17 protein-coding genes are annotated in these 14,755 nt (G+C 68.6%); 8 read left to right on the top strand and 9 right to left on the bottom strand.

The genetic code is table 11. From position 1 onward, the window contains the following. Positions 1-46: 46 nt before the first annotated feature. Entirely contained in the window at positions 47-697 is a 651-nt protein-coding gene (locus tag ACWD0Y_RS06545) for an HAD family hydrolase (protein ID WP_450259319.1), read from the bottom strand. Between the two features lie 77 nt (positions 698-774). Between ACWD0Y_RS06545 and ACWD0Y_RS06540 the strand changes: the two genes are divergently transcribed. Both ACWD0Y_RS06540 and ACWD0Y_RS06535 read left to right on the top strand, forming a co-directional pair. Continuing rightward, positions 775-1,305, top strand: coding sequence for a DUF2269 domain-containing protein (locus ACWD0Y_RS06540; protein ID WP_450259318.1), 531 nt, complete (start codon positions 775-777; stop codon positions 1,303-1,305). 4 nt (positions 1,306-1,309) lie between these two features. Then, positions 1,310-2,164, top strand: coding sequence for a GNAT family N-acetyltransferase (locus ACWD0Y_RS06535; protein WP_450259317.1), 855 nt, complete (start codon positions 1,310-1,312; stop codon positions 2,162-2,164). Between the two features lie 60 nt (positions 2,165-2,224). Here the strand turns inward: ACWD0Y_RS06535 and ACWD0Y_RS06530 are convergent, their stop codons facing one another. Both ACWD0Y_RS06530 and ACWD0Y_RS06525 read right to left on the bottom strand, forming a co-directional pair. Continuing rightward, a complete protein-coding gene (locus ACWD0Y_RS06530; RefSeq protein ID WP_450259316.1) occupies positions 2,225-2,665 on the bottom strand; it encodes a GlcG/HbpS family heme-binding protein in 441 nt (146 codons plus the stop codon). Between the two features lie 83 nt (positions 2,666-2,748). Beyond that, on the bottom strand, positions 2,749-3,972 hold the full coding sequence (locus ACWD0Y_RS06525) for an MFS transporter (RefSeq protein WP_450259315.1): 1,224 nt from the start codon (positions 3,970-3,972) through the stop codon (positions 2,749-2,751). Between the two features lie 144 nt (positions 3,973-4,116). Here ACWD0Y_RS06525 and ACWD0Y_RS06520 point away from each other — a divergent pair, with 144 nt between their 5' ends. Both ACWD0Y_RS06520 and ACWD0Y_RS06515 read left to right on the top strand, forming a co-directional pair. Continuing rightward, entirely contained in the window at positions 4,117-4,584 is a 468-nt protein-coding gene (locus ACWD0Y_RS06520; protein WP_450259314.1) for a MarR family winged helix-turn-helix transcriptional regulator, read from the top strand. A 10-nt stretch (positions 4,585-4,594) separates the two neighbouring features. Then, the gene (locus ACWD0Y_RS06515; RefSeq protein WP_450259313.1) at positions 4,595-5,047 is read left to right on the top strand and encodes an N-acetyltransferase family protein; all 453 of its coding nucleotides are present in this window, start codon (positions 4,595-4,597) and stop codon (positions 5,045-5,047) included. A 134-nt stretch (positions 5,048-5,181) separates the two neighbouring features. On the opposite strand, the gene ACWD0Y_RS06510 is transcribed toward ACWD0Y_RS06515, so the two are convergent. Together ACWD0Y_RS06510 and dnaB are read right to left on the bottom strand one after the other, a co-directional pair. After that, on the bottom strand, positions 5,182-6,558 hold the full coding sequence (locus tag ACWD0Y_RS06510) for a serine hydrolase domain-containing protein (RefSeq protein WP_450259312.1): 1,377 nt from the start codon (positions 6,556-6,558) through the stop codon (positions 5,182-5,184). 235 nt (positions 6,559-6,793) lie between these two features. Beyond that, complete coding sequence (dnaB, locus tag ACWD0Y_RS06505; RefSeq protein ID WP_176710278.1) at positions 6,794-8,251, bottom strand: replicative DNA helicase; 1,458 nt, start codon at positions 8,249-8,251, stop codon at positions 6,794-6,796. 476 nt (positions 8,252-8,727) lie between these two features. Here dnaB and ACWD0Y_RS06500 point away from each other — a divergent pair, with 476 nt between their 5' ends. Beyond that, positions 8,728-10,065 carry an MATE family efflux transporter gene (locus ACWD0Y_RS06500; protein WP_450259311.1) on the top strand — a complete coding sequence of 446 codons (1,338 nt, stop codon included), beginning with the start codon at positions 8,728-8,730 and terminating at the stop codon, positions 10,063-10,065. A gap of 80 nt (positions 10,066-10,145) precedes the next feature. On the opposite strand, the gene rplI is transcribed toward ACWD0Y_RS06500, so the two are convergent. From rplI to rpsF, 4 genes are all read right to left on the bottom strand, one after another. Then, the gene (gene rplI, locus ACWD0Y_RS06495; protein WP_093800068.1) at positions 10,146-10,592 is read right to left on the bottom strand and encodes a 50S ribosomal protein L9; all 447 of its coding nucleotides are present in this window, start codon (positions 10,590-10,592) and stop codon (positions 10,146-10,148) included. Between the two features lie 18 nt (positions 10,593-10,610). After that, a complete protein-coding gene (gene rpsR, locus ACWD0Y_RS06490) occupies positions 10,611-10,847 on the bottom strand; it encodes a 30S ribosomal protein S18 (protein ID WP_003949403.1) in 237 nt (78 codons plus the stop codon). Between the two features lie 43 nt (positions 10,848-10,890). Beyond that, the gene (locus ACWD0Y_RS06485) at positions 10,891-11,472 is read right to left on the bottom strand and encodes a single-stranded DNA-binding protein (protein WP_450259310.1); all 582 of its coding nucleotides are present in this window, start codon (positions 11,470-11,472) and stop codon (positions 10,891-10,893) included. Between the two features lie 75 nt (positions 11,473-11,547). After that, the gene (rpsF, locus tag ACWD0Y_RS06480) at positions 11,548-11,838 is read right to left on the bottom strand and encodes a 30S ribosomal protein S6 (protein WP_006604399.1); all 291 of its coding nucleotides are present in this window, start codon (positions 11,836-11,838) and stop codon (positions 11,548-11,550) included. Between the two features lie 268 nt (positions 11,839-12,106). On the opposite strand from rpsF, the gene ACWD0Y_RS06475 reads away from it, so the two are divergent. The 3 genes from ACWD0Y_RS06475 to ACWD0Y_RS06465 all read left to right on the top strand — a co-directional run bounded on the left by ACWD0Y_RS06475 (position 12,107) and on the right by ACWD0Y_RS06465 (position 14,753). Next, positions 12,107-12,421 (top strand): hypothetical protein, encoded by a 315-nt coding sequence (locus ACWD0Y_RS06475; protein ID WP_450259309.1) that lies wholly within the window; start codon positions 12,107-12,109, stop codon positions 12,419-12,421. A gap of 111 nt (positions 12,422-12,532) precedes the next feature. Then, a complete protein-coding gene (locus tag ACWD0Y_RS06470; RefSeq protein ID WP_450259308.1) occupies positions 12,533-13,651 on the top strand; it encodes a lipid II:glycine glycyltransferase FemX in 1,119 nt (372 codons plus the stop codon). A 70-nt stretch (positions 13,652-13,721) separates the two neighbouring features. Beyond that, positions 13,722-14,753 (top strand): alanine racemase, encoded by a 1,032-nt coding sequence (locus ACWD0Y_RS06465; RefSeq protein WP_450259307.1) that lies wholly within the window; start codon positions 13,722-13,724, stop codon positions 14,751-14,753. The last annotated feature ends 2 nt before the right edge of the window (positions 14,754-14,755 follow it).

The following is a 14,755-nucleotide window of genomic DNA, read 5'->3' as shown; positions in this document are numbered from 1 at the left end:
CCCCTGCCCTGCTGCTCGTACCCTCCAATTCGCGTTGTCCCCGCGGCTATTCCGGAATTACCGGCAGGACCGCCTCAGTTACCAGTGCGTACGCCTCGCGCAGATCGCCACCCCGGTAGGTGAGTACGGCAAGATCCGAAACGTGGTGATCCGCGTTGACGGCCACGGAAAGCGGAACCGCCGCGAAGATCTCCGCGTCCGACATCGAATCCCCGTAAGCGACACAGTCACTCCGCCCCAGCCCGAATTTTTCGCAGAGCCGGTCTGCGATGTTCACCTTCGCAGACGCGTTCAGGATGCCCGCCCGTTCCACCGGCTCCAGAAAGGGCACCGCGGGCCAGCGGGAACCGTGCGCGGCATGCGCGCCCCAGGCCAGCAGCCGCTCCACGAAGAAGTCCGGCGAAAGGGAGATGACGGCGCAGTACTCACCACGCGAGCGGATGTCCGCCCACACCTCCTCGATGCCCGACAGCCACGGCGCACCCTCGAAGGCCGCCGTCACCTGCGCCTGCGTGAGCTGCGCCCACAGCTCTCTGGCCCGTACGGCGAACTCGTCGGGTGCCAGGCCGTACAGCAGAAAATCCCGTTCCAGCTCGGCGATCTCGGTGCTCACACCCAGCTGACGGGAGATCTCGACAGCCGCCGCCGAGCCTCGCATCAGCGTTCCGTCGAGATCGAAGAGGTGAAGTCGCGTCATGTACGCCGAGGCTAGTACGCGCGGTTACTCCCTCTGCCAGACGCCGGACCAGCCCCTCACCCGCCACCGTGTTTCACGTGAAACCACTCTCACGCCCCGCCCGCCGGGCGCTCCTCGTCACACATGTCGCCGCCTCCGTGGGCTGGCTCGGCCTCACCGTCGGACTGCTCGCCCTCGGCACCACCGCCTGGACGACCGGGTCCGCTGCCATGACGCGGGCCGCCTACACCTCCATGAAGGTCTTCGGCGACTGGCTGGTCACGCCGGTGGCGCTGCTGTCCCTGACCACCGGGCTGGTGCTGTCCCTCGGTACGCCGTGGGGCCTGGCCAGGCACCGCTGGGTGTGGGTGAAGTTCTGGCTGACTCTCGTCACCGGCGCCGCCACGATCTTCGTGCTGCGTCCCGGTATCAGTGCGGCCGCCGCCCTGGGCATCCCCGACAGCAACCTGGTCGCCGCACCGGCCGTCGCCTCCACGGCCTACTCCTTCATGACCGCGATCTCGGTCCTCAAGCCCTGGGGGCTCACCCGTCGCGGCCGGCGTCTCCGCGCCGCCTTCTCCTCTTCACGTAAAGCGGTGGACGCGCGATCGATGCGTCAGCCAGCCTGATCCAATGCCGACTTCCCTCGCCGATCTGCCTGTCCGCCGCCTGACCCTGGGCGATCTCACCGCCTGCGCCGACCTATCGGAAGACCGGGGCTGGCTACGCGAGGAACACAAATGGGGCCTGCTGCTCGCTTCCGGCGCCGGTTACGGCATCGACGCACCGGAAGGAAAAGGCCTCGCCGCCGCGAGCGTCCTCACCTCGTACGGACCCGGACTCGCCGCGATCGGCATGGTGCTCGTCGCCGAACGTCACTCACGGCAGGGCGTCGGCCGCCGCGTGATGCGCCACCTCGTCGCAGAAGCCGGAGACACCCCCCTCACTCTGCACGCCACCCCCAACGGCCGCCCGCTCTACGAGGAACTCGGCTTCACCGTGACCGGCAGGGCCGAAATGGTCTGCGGCCACTTCCGTCCGTCCGGCCCCCCGGCCGGAGTACCGACCCGCCCCGCCACCGCCGACGACCTGCCCGCGATCCTGCGCCTGGACACCGAGGTCTTCGGCCTGGACCGCACCCCTGTGCTCACACGGCTGCCCGCCTTCGCCGACCAGATCCGGGTCGCCGAGGACAAGAACGGCCTCATCGGGTACGCCGCCGCCTGGCCCAACATGCACACCCATGTCGTGGGCCCGCTGATCGCCAGGGACACGCAGACCGCCAAGGCACTGGTCACCTCCCTGGCCGCCGGTACGGACCGCCCCCTGCGCACCGACATCGACGTACGCCACGAGGAACTGCTGGCCTGGGTGAAGGCCTGCGGTTTGGAGCCGGTCGCCTTCAACGACGTGATGACCTACAAGATCCCCGCCCTACCCGGCGACTGGACCCGCCGCTTCGCCCCCCTGACAGTCGCGGCGGGCTGACGGCGGGCCCGTGTCCGGAGTCGTGTCCAGGGCCGGGTCCGGGTCCGGGTCCGGGTCCGGCTACCGGCCGAGGGCCTCGACGGCGGCGGTCGCGAATCCGTGGTCCTGGTCGGGCGCTCCGCCGCCCACGCCGACCGCACCGATCAGGCGGCCGTCACGGTGGACCGGCACTCCTCCGGCGATGAACAGGAGCGGGCGCTCCAGCGCGGTCGGCAAGGTGTGGAAGAGCCCGCCGGGCTGGACCGCGTCGACCAGACCGGCGGTCGGGGCGTTCAGCTGGAGCGCGGTGTACGCCTTGCGCGTGCTGGTCTCACCGGCGATCAGCACGGCCCGGTCGTCGCGCCGGAAGGCCAGCAGGTGGCCGCCCGCGTCGAGAACGGTGACAGCGACCGTGACCCCGGCCTCTTCTGCCGCGCGTCGGGCCGCATCGACGAGTGCTTCGGCGTCCTGGACGGTCAGCGGGACGACGGCGGTGGCGGTCGTGGTGGTCGTGGTGCTCATGAGGGAACTCCTTGGTTGTTCAGGGGATGGTTCGGCCGGCTGGTTCGGCCGGCTGGTTCGGCCGACTGGTTCAGCCGACTGGTTCAGCGAAGGGCGTCAGCGGAAGCGGTAGCGGCGGCGGCCGGCCCGGAGGCTGATCCCGCGACGATCCGGCTGCGGGCGTCCGTGCGGCGCTCCAGGGCGCCGGACAGGAACGCGAGGCCGAGGGCCGAGGCGGCGAGCACCGCGCCGACCCAGTTGGGAGCGGTGTAACCGAGTCCTGCCGCGATGACGAGGCCGCCGAGCCAGGCGGCGAGCGCGTTGCCGAGGTTGAACGCGCCGATGTTGACGGCGGAGGCGAGAGTGGGAGCGCCCGCGGCCTGGTCCAGTACGCGCTTCTGGAGCGGCGGAACGGTCGCGAAGCCCAGCGCGCCGATCAGCACGATCGTGACCGCCGCCGCGATCTGGTGGTGCGCGGTGACCGTGAAGAGGGCCAGGACCACGGCGAGAGCGCCCAGGGACACGTACAGCAGCGGCATCAGCGCACGGTCCGCGAACTTGCCGCCGACCAGGTTGCCGCCGACCATGCCGAGCCCGAAGAGAACCAGCAGCCAGGTGACGGACCCGGCCGAGTAGCCGGCGACGCCGGTCATCATGGGCGCGAGGTAGGTGATCGCGGCGAAGACACCGCCGAAGCCCAGCACGGTCATCGCCATGGCGAGCAGCACCTGCACATTACGGAAGGCGGCCAGCTCGTGGCGCAGCCGTACGCCCTCGGGCTTCGGCGTCTCCGGTACCAGCCGGGCGACGCCCGCGAGGCCGATCACCCCGAGCGCCGCCACCGCGGCGAAGGTGAGCCGCCAGCCGTAGCTCTGGCCGATGAACGTGCCGAGCGGGACGCCCACGACGTTGGCGACGGTGAGGCCGGTGAACATCATGGCGATGGCTCCGGCCTTCTTCTCCGGGGCCACCAGGTCGGCCGCGACGATCGACCCGATGCCGAAGAACGCGCCGTGTGCGAGGGACGCGACCACACGGCCGGTGAGCATCACACCGAACGAGGGAGCGAGCGCCGAGAGCAGGTTGCCCGCGATGAACAGTCCCATCAACAGCATCAGCATGCGCTTGCGGGAGATCCGGGTGCCGAGGACCGACATCAGCGGAGCGCCCAGTACGACACCGAGGGCGTAGCCGCTGACCAGGTAGCCGGCGGTGGGGATGGAGACACCGAAGTCGGTGGCGACCTCAGGCAGCAGGCCCATGATCACGAACTCTGTGGTGCCGATCCCGAACGCCCCGATGGCGAGGGCGAGGAGCGCGAGTGGCATGGCCAGACCTTCCGAATAGATTGCACATGCACTTTACGAGCGTCCACAATAATTGCAGACGCTGGCTAAATGCAAGCGCGGGCTATTGCGCTCGTCGTCTATCCTGGTTTCCGGGCTCAAGCGGCTCCGGACAAGGAGAGATCCATGACAGCGACAGACCCCGCCCTGACCGCGCTCTCCCAGGGCTGGTGCGCCCTCTCCCTGCTGCACGGCAGGATCGACGCCCACATCGAAAAGGCCCTCCAGAGCCGCCACGGCCTGAGCGTGCGCGAGTACTCGCTCCTCGACGTCCTCAGCCGCCAGCACAACGGCACCGGCGGACACCTGCAGATGAAGCAGGTCGCCGACGCCGTCGTACTGAGCCAGAGCGCCACCACCCGTCTGGTCACCCGTCTCGAGGACCGCGGCCTGCTGACCCGCTACCTCTGCGACACCGACCGGCGCGGCATCTACACCGACGTCACCGAAGCCGGCCTGGCCCTGCTCGCCGAGACCCGGCCCACCAATGACGCCGCACTGCGCGAGGCTCTCGACGAGGCCGCGAAAAACCCCGAGCTGGCCCCCCTGGTCAAGGCCGTCGAAGAACTGCGGATGCCCGTGCCGACTGCGTAATCTGCGCTCCATGAGCGATCTTGAGATACGCCCCGCAGTCCCCGGCGACCTCCCGTCGATCGTGGCCATGCTCGCCGACGACCCACTGGGCGCCCGGCGCGAGTCCCCCGACGACCTCGCCCCGTACACCGCCGCCCTCGCCCGGCTCGCCGACGACCCGAACCAGCACGTGGTCGTCGCCGTACGCGAGGGCCGGGTCGTCGGCACACTGCAGCTCACCGTCATACCCGGACTGTCCCGGCGCGGCTCCACCCGCTCGGTCGTCGAAGGCGTACGCATCCATGCCGACGAGCGCGGCAGCGGCCTCGGGACACAGTTGATCGAGTGGGCGATCGACGAATCCCGCCGCCAGAACTGCCAGTTGGTGCAACTGACCTCCGACGCCACCCGCACCGACGCCCACCGCTTCTACGAACGGCTCGGCTTCGAAGCCTCCCATGTCGGATTCAAGATGAGCATCTGACGACCGTTCCCTTGTCCGACTCGGCTCGTCGTCCCGCTCGAACGGACCCGAGGGCCCAGGAGGAGACGAGCCAGAGGGCCCATGAAGTCACCCTGCTGGAATCCAGGACCCACAGCCCGGTTCCACGTGAAACATCACAGCGCCTGCCAGCCGCCTTCGTCCACACCCCCGGGAACCACATCCGCCGGCTCGTACGGCTCACGCGTGAAGACGAACGATCCCAGGTCGAGATGGCTCACCGAGCCGTCCTCCCGCCGTACCACCCGGAGCGTCTCCCCCAGGTAGTAGCCGTCGAGACCGGTCCAGGTCCCGTCCGGCCGGGCGGCGAAGCGCGAGCCCCGGCCACTGCCCCGCAGCGGCTGGAGCTCCAGCGCGCGGTCGGCGCCAAGAGAGAGGGCGTACGACGACGTGCCCCAGAACCATGGGCCTGTCAGCGTCAGCAGCTCCTGGTCGACTTCGGCCAGCGGCCGCCAAGGTTCCGGGATGCGCGGCTCGGCCTCGACGACGATACGGATCAGGTCGGCCGCCACCGCCGGCGCGGACACCCCTGACGTGGCGTTGACGAGCGCGACCGCGGCCACCCCGTCCTCCACGCTCATCCACAGACCCGCGACGAAGCCCGGCAGCGAACCCGTGTGCCCCACCAGCGTCCGTCCACCGCTGTGGACGATCTGCATCCCCAGCCCGTAACCGCCGGTCGCCTCTCCGGGGCCCGCCGGAGCGGCGGGCGTGCGCATCTCCCGTACGGACCCGGCACTCAGCACCTTCTCGTCGCCCGCCGCGAGGAACACGGCGAAGCGGCAGAGATCGGCGGTCGTCGACCAGAGCTGACCGGCCGGAGCCATCACCCCGAGATCCACGGCCGGTTCGGGCAGCATCACGTCCGCCCACGGATGCACGGCCCAGCCACCGGCATGCGGGGCCTCGGGCTGCGCACTCGTACGGCGCATGCCCAGCGGCTCAAGAACCTCGCGCCGCAGGACGTCGGCCCAGGAATCCCCGCGTACGGCCTCGACGAGCCGGCCGAGCAGCGTGTAGCCCGGGTTGGAGTAATGGTGAACACGCCCGACGGGGTGCATGCGCGGCTGCTCGCCCAGCACATCACCGAGCCCGGGGCGCAGGGAACCCGGGGTCCGTTCCCACCACGGCCCCGGAGTCTCCGCCGCCAACCCCGCGGTGTGACTGAGCAGTTGGGCGACGGTCACCTCACCCACCCCCGTCCCCGGGAGGTGCTTCTCCAGGGGGTCACCGAGGTCGAGCAGGCCTTCGTCACGCAGCCTCATCACCAGCACAGCGGTGAACGTCTTGGTGATCGAACCGATCCGGTACTGCGTACCGGCATCCGGCCCGTGTCCGTCGACCGAGGTACGAGAGCCCGTCCAGACGGTCTGCCCGTCACGGGCCACCGCGGCGACGAACGAGGGCGCCCTGCCTTCGGCCTGTGCGGCGGCGATGCGGTGCAGAAGGGCACGTTGCGTACCGGGAAGCAGCTCTTCGAGCGGTGAGGTCATGGTCAAGACCTACCGGCGCGGTCTCGCCCCCGTCGACCCCTTTCCAGGAGGCCCGGTTGCGCGTTCACCGTTTCGCTGCCGCAGGCCGGGCCTGTGGACACATGCCCGGCCCGGCGGACGCCGTGACACCGCCGACGCCGGCACCGGTCGGCTTCGGTGAAGGGTGAAGAGGGAACAGGGCAGGGCGGCAGCGAGGCGTTCGAGTCACTGCCCTGCATGTGGGCCGGCCGGGGCGTCACGTCTGCGCCATGTCCACGAAGCGCGAGTAGTGGCCCTGGAACGCCACCGTGATCGTCGCCGTCGGACCGTTACGGTGCTTGGCGACCATCAGGTCCGCCTCACCGGCGCGCGGCGACTCCTTCTCGTACGCGTCCTCACGGTGCAGCAGGATGACCATGTCGGCGTCCTGCTCGATGGAACCTGATTCACGCAGGTCGGAGACCATCGGCTTCTTGTCGGTCCGTTGCTCGGGACCACGGTTCAGCTGCGACAGCGCGATCACCGGGAGCTCCAGCTCCTTCGCCAGCAGCTTGAGGTTTCGGGACATGTCCGAGACCTCCTGCTGACGGCTCTCCGCCCGCTTCGAACCACCGGACTGCATCAGCTGCAGATAGTCGATGATCACCAGTTTCAGGTCATTGCGCTGCTTCAGCCGACGGCACTTCGCCCGGATCTCCATCATCGACAGGTTCGGCGAATCGTCGATGTAGAGCGGCGCCTGGGAGACATCCGGCATACGCCGCGCAAGCCGCGTCCAGTCCTCGTCCGTCAGCGTGCCCGAACGCATGTGGTGGAGTGCCACCCGGGCCTCGGCCGACAGCAGGCGCATCGCGATCTCGTTGCGCCCCATTTCGAGGGAGAAGATCACGCTGGGCAGGTTGTTCTTGATCGAGCAGGCCCGCGCGAAGTCCAGCGCCAGCGTCGACTTGCCCATGGCGGGACGGGCCGCGATGACGATCATCTGGCCCGGGTGCAGGCCGTTGGTCAGCGAGTCGAAGTCCGTGAAACCGGTCGGCACACCGGTCATCTCGCCGGTGCGGGAACCGATCGCCTCGATCTCGTCGAGCGCGCCCTCCATGATGTCGCCGAGCGGCAGGTAGTCCTCGCTCGTGCGCTGCTCGGTGACGGCGTAGATCTCGGCCTGGGCGGCGTTGACGATGTCGTCGACATCGCCGTCGGCCGCGTATCCCATCTGCGTGATCTTCGTGCCCGCCTCGACCAGCCGGCGCAGCACCGCCCGCTCGTGGACGATCTCGGCGTAGTACTCCGCGTTGGCCGCGGTCGGCACCGTCTGCACCAGGGTGTGCAGGTACGAGGCGCCGCCGACCTTCGTGATCTCGCCGCGCCTGGTCAGCTCGGCGCCCACCGTGATGGGGTCGGCCGGCTCGCCCTTGGCGTAGAGGTCGAGAATCGCCGTGTAGACGGTCTCGTGGGCCGGGCGGTAGAAGTCGTTGCCCTTGAGGATCTCCACCACGTCGGCGATGGCGTCCTTCGATAGCAGCATGCCGCCGAGAACGGACTGCTCGGCATCGAGGTCCTGCGGGGGCACCCGCTCGAAAGCGGGGGAGCCGCCCTCCCAGCCACCGCTCTCGCCGCCGCGGTCGTGCTGCTCGTCGCGGCCCCGGCCTTCGCCACGGCGCCGACGGGAAGGCAGACGGTCACCGGGACCGCTGTCGGTCCAGGGGTCGTCCAATGGCTCGGAAATGCTCACCGGGCCACCTCCTCCCGTCCGCTTCGCGGACCTCGCTGTGCCACTCTTTCTTACGGCACGGCTCTGACAAATGAGATGCCCGACTCCGGTTCCGGCGCATCGAGTTCGACGCGCTTCCAGGGCCGGAACAGAAGGCGGGCGCCGCACCACGGTAGGCCCGCGGGCAGCCTCAGCCAATCTGGTTATCCACAGGCCCTGTGGAAGAAAGACCAGTTGCTGTGGAGAACTCCCCAGAACCTGTGCACGGACCGGGGGACAGCACTGTGGACAAACTCATAGCAGCCCTGTCCACACCACCCTGACCTGCCTTTTCTCCATCCACCGGCTGTGGGGAAGAAAAACTTCGCCGCCCGGTTCAAGATCAGAACAAACGGCACACACCCGGAGCCGGAAAGCGTCCGTCCGTAAGGATCACAGGGCCATTGCATCACTTACCTGTGGAAGATTAGATTGACTCCATGACTCAGGCCTCCACGGCAGCCAGGACCAGCCGACGCCGACACGACCGCGAGATCATCGCACTCGCCCTCCCTGCCTTCGGCGCCCTGGTCGCCGAGCCGCTCTTCGTGATGGTCGACAGCGCCGTCATCGGCCACCTCGGCACCCCGCAGCTCGCCGGCCTCGGCATCGCCGCCCCGCTCCTGATGACCGCCGTGAGTGTCTTCGTCTTCCTCGCCTACGCCACCACCGCCGCGGTCTCCCGTCGTGTCGGTGCGGGTGACCTCGCGTCCGCCATCCGTCAGGGCATGGACGGCATCTGGCTCGCACTGCTCCTCGGTGCCGCAGTGGTCGCGGTCGTCCTGCCTGCCGCCCCCTGGCTCGTCGATGTCTTCGGCGCCTCTGACACGGCGGCCCCGTACGCCATCACCTATCTGCGGATCTCCAGTCTCGGCATCCCCGCCATGCTGGTCGTACTTGCGGCCACAGGCGTCCTGCGCGGTCTCCAGGACACCAGGACCCCGCTCTACGTCGCCATCGGTGGCTTCACCGCCAACGCGGCCCTCAATGTGGGCCTGGTGTACGGTGCCGGACTCGGCATCGCCGGTTCCGCGTGGGGCACCGTGATCGCCCAGTGCGGAATGGCTGCCGCCTATCTCGCGGTGGTGGTGCGGGGCGCCAGGGCCCATGGCGCGTCCCTGCGCCCCGACGCCGCAGGCATAAGGGCCTGCGCACAGGCCGGCGCACCCTTGCTGGTCCGTACGCTCTCGCTGCGCGCCGTCCTGATGATCGCCACTGCGGTGGCCGCCCGGCTCGGTGACGCGGATGTCGCGGCCCACCAGATCCTCCTGTCCCTGTGGAGTCTGCTGGCCTTCGCCCTCGATGCGATCGCCATCGCGGGCCAGGCGATCATCGGGCGTTACCTGGGCGCCAATGACGCCAAGGGTGCGCAGGAGGCCTGCCGGCGGATGGTGCAGTGGGGCATCGTCTCCGGGGTGGTGCTCGGGGTGCTGGTCGTGGTGTCACGGCCGTTGTTCATCCCTCTGTTCACCAGCGATCCGGTGGTACAGGACGTGCTTCTGCCCGCATTGCTGGTGGTGGCCGTGTCCCAGCCGGTCTCGGGCATCGTCTTCGTGCTGGACGGTGTGCTGATGGGCGCGGGCGACGGTCCTTATCTGGCGTGGGCCATGCTGGTGACGCTGGCGGTCTTCACACCGGTCGCTCTTCTCGTACCGGTGATCGGCGGTGGGCTGACCGCTCTGTGGTGGGCGATGACGCTGATGATGGCGGTCCGGATGGTGACGCTCCTGCTGCGCACCCGCTCGGGTCGGTGGGTCGTCACGGGCGCCACGCGCTGAGAGCTGCGTTTCACGTGAAACGGCGAAGGGCCGCACCCCGTGGGGTGCGGCCCTTCTGACTGCTCTGCGATGCGCAGCGCTTAGGCGGCGACGACCTCGACGTCCAGCTTCGCGGCGACCTCGGCGTGCAGACGCACGGAGACCTGGTGCGAACCAAGGGTCTTGATCGGGGAGCCCAGCTCAACGCGGCGCTTGTCGACCTCGGGGCCACCGGCGGCCTTGATCGCCGAAGCGACGTCGGCCGGGGTGACGGAACCGAAGAGGCGGCCGGCGTCGCCGGAGCGAACGGCCATGCGCACCTTCACGCCTTCGAGCTTGGCCTTGATCTCGTTGGCCTGCTCGATGGTCGCGATCTCGTGGATCTTGCGGGCGCGGCGGATCTGCGCCACGTCCTTCTCGCCACCCTTGGTCCAGCGGATCGCGAAACCACGCGGGACCAGGTAGTTGCGAGCGTAGCCGTCCTTGACGTCAACGACGTCGCCGGCAGTGCCGAGGCCAGTGACCTCGTGGGTGAGGATGATCTTCATTTTTCGGTCACCCTTCCCTTATCGCGCGGTGGACGTGTAGGGCAGCAGCGCCATCTCACGGCTGTTCTTGACTGCCGTGGCGACGTCACGCTGGTGCTGCGTGCAGTTGCCGGTCACGCGGCGGGCACGGATCTTGCCGCGGTCGGAAATGAACTTCCGCAGCATGTTCGTGTCCTTGTAGTCCACGTACGTGACCTTGTCCTTGCAGAACGCGCAGACCTTCTTCTTAGGCTTGCGCACAGGCGGCTTCGCCATGGTGTTTCTCCTGTGTGATCAAGAAGTGGGGTACGGGCCCGCCCTAGAAGGGGGGCTCGTCCGAGTAGCCGCCGCCGGCGGAACCGCCGGAGCTTCCGCCCCAGTTGCCGCCACCCTGCTGCTGACCGCCGCCGGCCGGTGCACTGCTGGCCCAGGGGTCGTCGGCGGGAGCGCCGCCGCCCTGCTGGCCGCCGGGGGCTCCGCCCCAGTTGCCGCCGCCCTGCTGCTGGCCGCCGCCGTACCCGCCCTGTCCGCCTCGGCCGGTGGTCTTGGTGACCTTGGCCGTGGCGTTCTTGAGGCTGGGGCCGACTTCCTCGACGTCCAGCTCGTAGACCGTGCGCTTGACGCCTTCGCGGTCTTCGTAGGACCGCTGCTTGAGCCGGCCCTGAACGACGACGCGCATGCCTCGCGTAAGCGACTCCGCGACGTTCTCCGCCGCCTGACGCCAGACCGAGCAGGTGAGGAACAGGCCTTCGCCGTCCTTCCACTCATTGGTCTGCTTGTCGAAGATGCGGGGAGTGGACGCGACACGGAACTTCGCGACCGCCGCACCGGACGGGGTGAAGCGCAGCTCGGGGTCGTCGACGAGATTGCCGACGACCGTGATGACGGTCTCGCCTGCCATGGGTGAACCTCTCGGCGGGGATTGCTGCTGGCTGCTTGTTGCTACTCGGACCCGATTACCGCTGAGCTACTGAGCTCAGTGGGTTTCGGGACGGAGGACCTTGGTCCGGAGGACCGACTCGTTCAGGTTCATCTGTCGGTCGAGCTCCTTGACGACCGCAGGCTCGGCCTGGAGGTCGATGACCGAGTAGATGCCCTCGGGCTTCTTCTTGATCTCGTAGGACAGACGACGACGGCCCCAGGTGTCGACCTTCTCGACCTTTCCGTTGCCCTCACGGACGACGGAGAGGAAGTTCTCGATCAGCGGGGAGACAGCGCGCTCCTCGAGATCGGGGTCGAGGATGACCATCACTTCGTAGTGACGCATGTGGAACCCACCTCCTTTGGACTCAGCGGCCACGGTCGTTCCGTGGCAGGAGGGTCGTGATGCGTACGCAACGGTATCGGCCGCCACTGACAAGCTGGCTTCCTCGAGGGAAGAGGCTTGCTTTCTGGGGTGGGCAGACACCGGTGCAGACCGTACAGACTACCTGCTCACCGCCTTCCGGTTGAAATCCGGCCGGGAAGGGCCACAATCTGTACACATCGGGTGTGTGCGGCATCACGGTTCGCCGCCTTCGAGCAGGAGGTGCCTTATGGCACATGCAATGCGACGACGCTCCTCGTCCTCCCTCTTCGAGACGGACGGCAAGCCCCATCCGCTCCAGGACACGCTGCTCGCGGTGACACTGGTGCTGGGCCTGGTCGCCTTCGTCTCGGCGATGTTCCACGGCCTGCACCTGCTCAGTTCGTGGGCGGGGCTGGTGGGGATCCTCACGGGTGCGTACGGCCAGTTCATCTCGGCCACGACACGCGAGCGGACCCTGATGATCCTCGGTCTGGGAGCGTCCGCGATCGGCTTCTACCTCGGTATGGCGCACGGCGGACTGTTCGGCGGAGTGCTGGGATAGGACCGGCTCGGCCGGAGGGCCAGTCGGGGCGCTCCCATGGCGCAGTAGGCTTCGGCGCGAGAGCCGGAGCCCCTGATCCCATGGGGACAGACCTGCCGAGGAGCGCCCCGCATGAGCCTGACCCTGAGGACCATCAGCCGAGAGCAGCATCTGGCGTACATCCAGAGCCTGCCCGCGGCGAGCCACATGCAGGTCCCGGCATGGGCCGATGTCAAGGCGGAGTGGCGCGCGGAGAGCCTGGGCTGGTTCGACGGAAGCGACCAGCTGGTGGGCGCGGGCCTGGTGCTCTACCGCCAGCTGCCGAAGATCAAGCGTTACCTCGCGTACCTGCCCGAGGGCCCGGTCATCAACTGGTTCGCGCCGAACCTGGACGACTGGATGCGGCCGATGCTGACGCACCTGAAGCAGCAGGGCGCGTTCTCCGTGAAGATGGGGCCGCCCGTCGTGATCCGCCGCTGGGACGCGACGGCGATCAAGTCGGGCATTCAGGACCCGGACGTGAAGCGCCTGCGCGACATCGAGGCGACGCACATCGAGCCGCGCGCCTTCGAAGTCGCGGACCGGCTGCGGAAGATGGGCTGGCAGCAGGGCGAGGACGGGGGCGCCGGCTTCGGTGACGTGCAGCCCCGTTACGTCTTCCAGGTGCCGCTGGCGAACCGCTCGCTGGAAGACGTCCACAAGGGCTTCAACCAGCTGTGGCGGCGCAACATCAAGAAGGCCGAGAAGGCCGGTGTCGAGGTCGTCCAGGGCGGCTACGAAGACCTGGCCGAGTGGCAGCGGCTGTACGAGATCACCGCGGAGCGCGACCGCTTCCGGCCGCGTCCCCTCTCGTACTTCGAGCGCATGTGGACGGCCCTCAACTCCGAGGACCCCAACCGGATGCGGCTGTACTTCGCGCGCCACGAGGGCGAGAACGTGGCGGCCGCGACGATGCTCATCGTCGGTGGTCACGTCTGGTACTCCTACGGTGCGTCGGCGAACCACAAGCGTGAGGTCCGGCCCTCGAACGCGATGCAGTGGCGGATGCTGCGCGACGCGTACGCCATGGGCGCGACGGTCTACGACCTGCGGGGCATCAGTGACTCGCTGGACGAGACGGATCACCTGTTCGGCCTGATCCAGTTCAAGGTGGGTACGGGCGGGCAGGCCGCCGAGTACCTCGGTGAGTGGGACTTCCCGCTCAACAAGCTCCTGCACAAGGCGCTCGACATCTACATGTCGCGCCGCTGACCCCCGCTCGTCTCCGCACCCCTTCATACCTCTGATACACCGCAGCCCCGAGAAAGGTTCCGGACCGGCCATGGCGCTCACCCTCTATGTCGACACCGCGCGCTGGCGGGCGCACCAGAAGTCCGTGCTCGACCAGTTCCCGGGAATCGTGCCGGTCTGCAAGGGCAACGGTTACGGCTTCGGCCATGAGCGGCTCGCGGACGAGGTGACCCGCTTCGGCTCGGACATCCTCGCCGTCGGCACCACCTACGAAGCGGCCCGCATCAAGGACTGGTTCGGTGGTGACCTGCTCGTCCTGACACCGTTCCGGCGTGGCGAGGAACCCGTTCCGCTGCCGGACCGGGTGATCCGCTCGGTGTCGTCCGTCGACGGGGTGCACGCCCTGGTCGGCGCCCGTGTCGTCATCGAGTGCATGAGCTCGATGAAGCGTCACGGGGTGAAGGAGGAGGAGCTCGGGCAGCTCCACGCGGCCATCGAGGACGTACGCCTGGAGGGCTTCGCCCTGCACCTCCCGCTGGACCGCATGGACGGTTCGGACGCGGTCGAGGAGGTCATCGGCTGGATGGACCGGCTGCGGGCGGCCCGGCTTCCGCTGCACACGATGTTCGTCAGCCACTTGAAGGCCGAGGAGCTGGCGCGGCTGCAGCAGCAGTTCCCGCAGACCCGTTTCCGCGCGCGCATCGGTACCCGGCTGTGGCTGGGCGACCACGAGGCGACGCAGTACCGGGGAGCGGTGCTGGATGTGACCCGGGTGTCCAAGGGCGACCGGTTCGGTTACCGCCAGCAGAAGGTGGCCTCGGACGGCTGGCTGGTGGTGGTGGCCGGTGGTACGTCGCACGGGGTCGGGCTGGAGGCGCCGAAGGCGCTGCACGGGGTGATGCCGCGTGCGAAGGGTGTGGCGCGGGCCGGGCTCGCCACGGTGAACCGCAATCTCGCGCCGTTCGTGTGGGCGGGCAAGCAGCGCTGGTTCGCCGAGCCGCCGCACATGCAGGTGTCGATCCTGTTCGTCCCCGCGGACGCCCAGGAGCCGAAGGTCGGCGACGAGCTGGTGGCCCACCTGCGGCACACGACCACGCAGTTCGACCGTCTCGTCGACCGCTGACG

It is taken from the genome of Streptomyces altiplanensis (genome assembly GCF_053591575.1).
This window is presented reverse-complemented; position numbering and strand designations above follow the sequence as displayed.